General features: G+C 43.0%; 7 protein-coding genes and 1 pseudogene. 4 read left to right on the forward strand and 4 right to left on the reverse strand.

Annotated features, from left to right (window positions below):
* From ABYB02_RS13455 to ABYB02_RS13465, 3 genes are all read left to right on the forward strand, one after another.
* On the forward strand, positions 1-537 hold a 537-nt coding region (locus ABYB02_RS13455), incomplete at its 5' end, for a pseudouridine synthase (protein WP_372762943.1).
* Positions 538-630: 93 nt separating this feature from the next.
* Positions 631-1,005 carry a BlaI/MecI/CopY family transcriptional regulator gene (locus tag ABYB02_RS13460; RefSeq protein ID WP_372762944.1) on the forward strand — a complete coding sequence of 125 codons (375 nt, stop codon included), beginning with the start codon at positions 631-633 and terminating at the stop codon, positions 1,003-1,005.
* Between the two features lie 9 nt (positions 1,006-1,014).
* The gene (locus ABYB02_RS13465) at positions 1,015-2,226 is read left to right on the forward strand and encodes a TonB family protein (RefSeq protein ID WP_372762945.1); all 1,212 of its coding nucleotides are present in this window, start codon (positions 1,015-1,017) and stop codon (positions 2,224-2,226) included.
* A gap of 74 nt (positions 2,227-2,300) precedes the next feature.
* On the opposite strand, the gene ABYB02_RS13470 is transcribed toward ABYB02_RS13465, so the two are convergent.
* On the reverse strand, positions 2,301-2,684 hold the full coding sequence (locus ABYB02_RS13470; RefSeq protein ID WP_372762946.1) for an MAPEG family protein: 384 nt from the start codon (positions 2,682-2,684) through the stop codon (positions 2,301-2,303).
* 157 nt (positions 2,685-2,841) lie between these two features.
* On the opposite strand from ABYB02_RS13470, the gene ABYB02_RS13475 reads away from it, so the two are divergent.
* Positions 2,842-3,720 carry a multidrug transporter gene (locus tag ABYB02_RS13475; RefSeq protein WP_372762947.1) on the forward strand — a complete coding sequence of 293 codons (879 nt, stop codon included), beginning with the start codon at positions 2,842-2,844 and terminating at the stop codon, positions 3,718-3,720.
* A gap of 87 nt (positions 3,721-3,807) precedes the next feature.
* On the opposite strand, the gene ABYB02_RS13480 is transcribed toward ABYB02_RS13475, so the two are convergent.
* The 3 genes and pseudogenes from ABYB02_RS13480 to ABYB02_RS13490 all read right to left on the reverse strand — a co-directional run.
* The gene (locus ABYB02_RS13480) at positions 3,808-4,125 is read right to left on the reverse strand and encodes a multidrug efflux SMR transporter (protein ID WP_372762948.1); all 318 of its coding nucleotides are present in this window, start codon (positions 4,123-4,125) and stop codon (positions 3,808-3,810) included.
* 72 nt (positions 4,126-4,197) lie between these two features.
* Positions 4,198-5,730 (reverse strand): GNAT family N-acetyltransferase, encoded by a 1,533-nt coding sequence (locus tag ABYB02_RS13485; protein ID WP_372762949.1) that lies wholly within the window; start codon positions 5,728-5,730, stop codon positions 4,198-4,200.
* 219 nt (positions 5,731-5,949) lie between these two features.
* Positions 5,950-6,199 (reverse strand): annotated as a pseudogene (locus tag ABYB02_RS13490) (MBL fold metallo-hydrolase); the annotation flags it as partial.

Raw genomic sequence — 6,199 nt, forward strand, 5'->3', positions numbered from 1 at the left:
GTTATTGGTGGCGCTGCAGCGTTAGTGTATTATGCCTACCACAAACCGGTGGGCATTGATTGTAAACTTAACCGACACGATCCCAGTAGCCTAATTCACCAGCTACCACAAGCAACCCGCGTATACCCAATTGGCCGCCTAGATAAAGACTCGCGCGGCTTGCTTATTTTGACCAACGACGGTGAGCTGTGTAATCAGCTGATCCACCCGAATTTTCACCAGCCAAAGCGTTATATAGTAACAGTAGATAAGCCGATTGATGATGACTTTTGTCAAACAATGGCCGCCGGTGTGCCCGTTGATAAACACATAACGCTTGCCTGTGAGGTCGAGAAATTAGCCGAACAGCAATTTAGTATCGTATTAAAACAAGGGCTAAACAGGCAAATTCGTAAAATGGCGCACTATTGCGGTTATAAAGTAATTGATTTGTATCGCGCACAATTTAGTGATCTGGTACTCAAAGACTTAAACCTGCTCGAAGGGCAATTTATACAAATCAATAAAAGCGATATTTTAAAAGAGCTTAACGCCTAGCTCATTAGTGGCACAATAAAAGTATAGAATAAACTTGCAAAAATAGATTACAGGTGTAATCTTAATTTAAAGATTACACTTGTAGGCAATAACATGATTGAATTATCTAAAGCCGAATTTGCAGTGCTTGATGCACTTTGGCTTAATTACCCAGCTACCGCGAGTCAAATTATTGCGCGCTTAAGCGATGATACACACTGGCACGAAAAAACCATTAAAACCCTACTCGGGCGACTAGTAAAAAAAGACGCGTTGACGTTTGAAAAAGACGGTCGTCAATACATTTACACTCCTTGCATTGCTCGCGCTGATTACACCCTTAAAGAAAGTGAAAACTTTATTCAACGATTATTTAGTGGTCGTATTGCACCATTGGTGAGTGGCTTTGCCAAATCTGAGCGGCTCTCTCAACAAGATATTGATGAGCTAAAGAAAGTCATCGATGACTGGGAAAAACAGCAAAAGTAAGGGCACAACATGGTTATTCAAACGGGCTTTAATTGGTTAATTGAACAGCAGTTACTATTAAGCATGTTGTTTGGTGGTTTTATTTTACTAGAGCGATGTGCTTTAAAAGCGCTTGGCGCTGGTTTCATCTATAAAGTGGCGTGGTTATTACCCATCGCATTAGTTATTAGCAATTTACCGAATACCCTTAAACCACTGCAAAACAGTGCCATTAGCTATTATTTCATCACGCCGAAGCAAATTGTTAGCGATCAGCTTAGCATCAATTGGGCGCTATTATATGCGGTGATCACTGCCGCTTTATTGATAGCAGCTATTGTTATTCATCGGCGCTTTGTGACCCGCTTACAACTCATTGAAGTCACACAGTTTACGCCAGCAATCACAATCAAGGTGACAACCTATACCAGCACTCAGGTGGCAAGCCCTATGGTAATCGGTACCTTTACTAGCAAATTAGTGCTGCCGCACAATTTTATGCAGCAATTTGATAACGCCACATTGGCACTGATTTTAGAGCACGAAAATGTGCACATTAAACGCAAAGACAACTTAATTAATGCCCTAATACTATTACCAACTATTTTGCTGTGGTTTAACCCCTTGGCATGGATGTGTTACGCAAGCATACGTCGCCTGCAAGAACTCACCTGTGATGAGCGAGTGCTCGCCAATAAAACCACACATCAACACATTTTATACAGCAAAGCCTTACTAACCTGTGCGGCAAATGTGCCTACTGGCTTAATGGCTTACTCACACTACGGAGATAAAGAAACCATGTTACAACGACTTGAAAATATCAAACACGGCGGTCGTCGCTCGCTAATCGCTAAAGGGGGGTTACTGTTGATCGCCACCAGCATGCTCAGCGGACTTGCCATTGCACAGCAACCGCAAGCAAAACTAACCACAGAGCAACACATCAAGCCTATTATGCGCATCGAGCCCGTCTACCCAAAGCAAGCCGCAGCGCAAGGTATTAGCGGTTCTGTTGTTTTAAAATACGATATCACCGCTGCCGGTAATACCACCAATGTGACGATTATTAAAGAACAGCCCGCAGCCACATTTAGTAAAGCAGCCAAACAGGCCTTGTTACAATGGCAATACCAGCCATCATCAATGGGCTATACCGATGTATTGGTTCAGTTAGATTTTGCGCTAAACAGTGAGGTGCCTAAGCATCAGCTAATTGAACGCCTTAACGTATCGCATTAAAGTTATTAAATTGTGCAAGACTACAAAGCAAGCACCCTTTTAGGCTGCTTGCTTTGCAGTTTTAACGATAAAAGCTAGAGGCTCACCACTATCATGGCGATAGCAGAGCCTAAGCCAATAAACCACACTAATGAGCGCATTATATCTAGGTTCATATAGTAAAAAATACAGTATAAAGTTCGCGCTACAATATGGGTCATTGCTAAGGTTTCTGTCATAGCATTAACACTATTACTGCCCATAACGACCGCCAGCGCAACGGCAAATACAGCTAACGATTCAAAACAATTTTGATGCGCCGCTAAAGCACGCGCACCAAAACCGGTTAACTTTGCTTGTTGCGCGCGAGGGTGTTTATTATCGTACCCGCCTAACTTCGCCATGGCGACCGCCACGGGGATTTTTGCTAAGTAAGGCATTAATACCGCTAACAGCGCACACACTACTAATGTCGTCATAAACTATCCTTTTGCAATTTCAATGACTTTTGCTTGTTTCACTACTAGGTATAACACATAAGTAGCGCTGATGAATGTTCACTATACGTTTTTGGCTATCGCGTAAATACCGCTAGACTGCTAAATTAACGCCCTGTTTGCGCGTTGTATTGTTATTATGATCTGGATTTTACTCACTATTTTTGCTGCATTTATGCAGTCATGGCGTAATGCGCTGCAAAGCCAACTTAGCACGCATGTTAGTATCGCGGGGGTCACTTTAGCGCGTTTTATTATTGCCAGCCCCATTGCCGGGCTGTATTTAATCGCGCTTTATTACTATCAAGCTGCGCCCTCACCTTCGTTTAACCCACTGTTTATTAGCTATATTGTGGGCGCCAGTATAGTGCAAATTATTGCCACCGCCCTGATGGTTAAGTTATTTAAAATGAGTAACTTTGCCATTGGTGCTGGGCTTGCGAAAAGCGAAGCACTGATGGCGGCTATCCTAGGCTTGCTGTTTTTTGGCTCTAGCTTATCGCTGCTGGGTTGGTTTGGGGTGTTTATTGGTGCAATTGCCGTATTACTATTAAGCGGCATTGCCAACGTAAAACACTTTAGCTTAAAAACCGTGTTGATCGGGCTTGCTTGTGGCACGTCATTTGCGCTGTCATCGTCTTGGATCCGCGAAGCGAGTTTAACCTCAGGGCTGAGCTTTCCTTATGCTCCGGCGTGGGTGTTATTACTGATTATTAGCCTACAAACCATGATGTTGTGTTGCTATATTGGCTTCAAGGAGCGCGCCACCTTTAGCGCCATGTATCAACATAAAACATTAACCAGTGCGGTGAGTATCTGTAGTTGTTTAGGGTCGATTGGCTGGTTTAGCGCCATGAGTTTGCAACACGTGGCTTATGTAAAAACGCTTGGCCAAGTCGAGGTATTTTTTACTATATTGATCTCGCTATTATGGCTGAAGCAACCACTCAAAACACAAGATAGCGCAGGGCTACTACTCATTGCCGTGGCCGCTATTTTAGTCATGTTACCTCACTGACGACTACAAAACGCTCAATTTAAAGCATAAAAAAACGCAGGTAATCTTACCTGCGTTGTTTATGGTTAATTAATGATTGGGGGTAATTTAATGGCTAATTTTTAGGGTGATCACCCCGCTAATAATCATTAACACTCCGGCAATGCGGCCAAACGTGGCGGCATCGTTATAAAATAAAATACCCACCACAAAGGTACCCGCTGCGCCAATACCAGTCCATACCGCGTAGGACGTGCCCATAGATATTTGCTTTTGGGCTAACCACAGCATAAAGCCACTGGCCACCATAAACGCCACAGCTATGCCAATACCTAGCCAGCGGTGTTCACTTTGTTGCGAAATTTTTAAGCCGATTGGCCAGCCAATTTCAAGTAACCCAGCAATAATTAAGTATACCCACGCCATTTTCATACTCACTTTACAAACAGGCCGGTATTTTAACCAGCCCGTTTGCGCATTAATAGTGTTTTAACGCGATTAAACGCTGACACTTTGCAGCATAGAGGCGTATAAGTCTTCACGGCGATCTTTTAAGTTACGTACCGTGCCCTCGCTGTGCAATATTTTTAATTTATCCATATCCAAATCACTAAATAGCAACATTTCAGTATTGGTGGTTGCCTCATTTAACGTGGCATCATGGGGGAATGAAAAATCAGAGGGAGTTAATACCGCTGATTGTGCAAACTGCACATCTAAGCTCTCTACTTCAGGTAAGTTACCTACTGAGCCGGCAATCACCACATAACATTCATTTTCTATGGCGCGCGCTTGAGCGCAATGACGTACTCGTAAATAACTATTTTTAGTATCGGTCCAAAATGGCACAAATAAAATTTCCAAGCCTTGCTTGGCCATGATTCTAGATAACTCTGGAAATTCAACGTCGTAACAAATTTGAATACCGACACGACCTGCATCTGTTTCAAATACCGCAATTTTATCGCCGCCTTGAATAACCCAGTCATTTTGTTCATGTGGTGTAATATGTATTTTACGTTGCTCATCTATTTTACCGCTGCGGTGACATAAATAGCTGACGTTATAAATTTTATCTCCGGCGGCCACCGGCATTGAACCCGTAATAATATTGGCGTTATATTCAATCGCCATTCGTGACATAGCATTTTTAAAGGTTTCGGTGTATTCCGCTAAATAGCGAATCGCTTCTGTTTGATTACTATGCTCAATTAAGCCCATTAACGGCGCATTAAAAAATTCTGGGAACAATATAAAGTCACTTTGATAATCAGACACAGTATCAACAAAGTACTCTACTTGCTTGAGCAGCTCCTCGACCGAAGAAACGCTGCGCATTTGCCACTGCACCGCGCCAACGCGCACAATCGATTTTACCGTGCCTATAACGGTGTCGGTCGGCTCATATAAAATATTATTCCACTCCAGTAAGGTAGCATACCCCACCGACTCTTGATCTTCTGGTAAGTACTTTTTAAGTAAACGTTTTACTTGAAAGTCATTGGCCAATTGAAAGCTCAAAATAGGATCATAAAGCTCTTTTTGGTCCACTTTGGCAATGTATTCCATGGGCGTCATTTCGTTGCTGTGATTGTAATAACGTGGAATACGCCCCCCGGCTAAAATGGCGCGTAAGTTATACTGACGGCACAATTCTTTACGGGCATCATAAAGTCTGCGCCCTAAACGCATCCCTCTATAATCTTCACTAATAGCGACATCTAAACCATACAACGCATCTCCGGCAGTATCACTAAATACGCGGTCATGACCGTCGGCTATGTCTTCATAAGTATGCGGATTTGAAAAACGGGCGTAGTCTACTTGTACACTTAATGCTAACCCCACCAACACACCGTCGTCTACTATGCCTATTTGCCCTTCAGGAAATTGATCTATGAGTCTAAAAATTGTATGGCTTGGCCAGGACCCTCCCAGATCGGGGTACGCTTGATCCATTAAGGTTTTAATTTGCGGGTATTGTTCTTTTGTTAAGTTACACATTTCAAGGTGGGTTTTTTCTACCGTCATACACAACTCCTTTGGGCATAATAAAATTCTAAGCCGAACACGAACTGGACTTAATTAAATGGGTGAATACTACAACACCAATGTCATTAAAAATATGATCATTTTGCTTGCTTCAGCAACTTACTCACCATGTTGCAGCGAACCTGAATAGCACAACTGCATATTATTCTTTGCGCATGCTAATTAAGTCACTTTTCAGCCGTCAAACTGATCACTGATTTAATGCGCTTGCTGGTGTTCATTCTTTAAGCTGCGATAAAATAGTGTAGTGACACGCTCTTTTGGTAACCAACTTGCGTATTCAAGACCAAGTTCGGCCAGTGGGTCAGCGGCTAATAGCTGCGCTAAACTGGCCTCATTTTGCATCGCCTTTAGCATAACAGCTTTGGCTTTTTGCACCAGCTTAGCATACGCTAACAACCCCGCACGATCAGTGAGCGGCCCATGTCCGGGGATCACTTGGGTGTTA

It is taken from the genome of Pseudoalteromonas sp. (genome assembly GCF_041613455.1).
Lineage (GTDB): Bacteria > Pseudomonadota > Gammaproteobacteria > Enterobacterales > Alteromonadaceae > Pseudoalteromonas.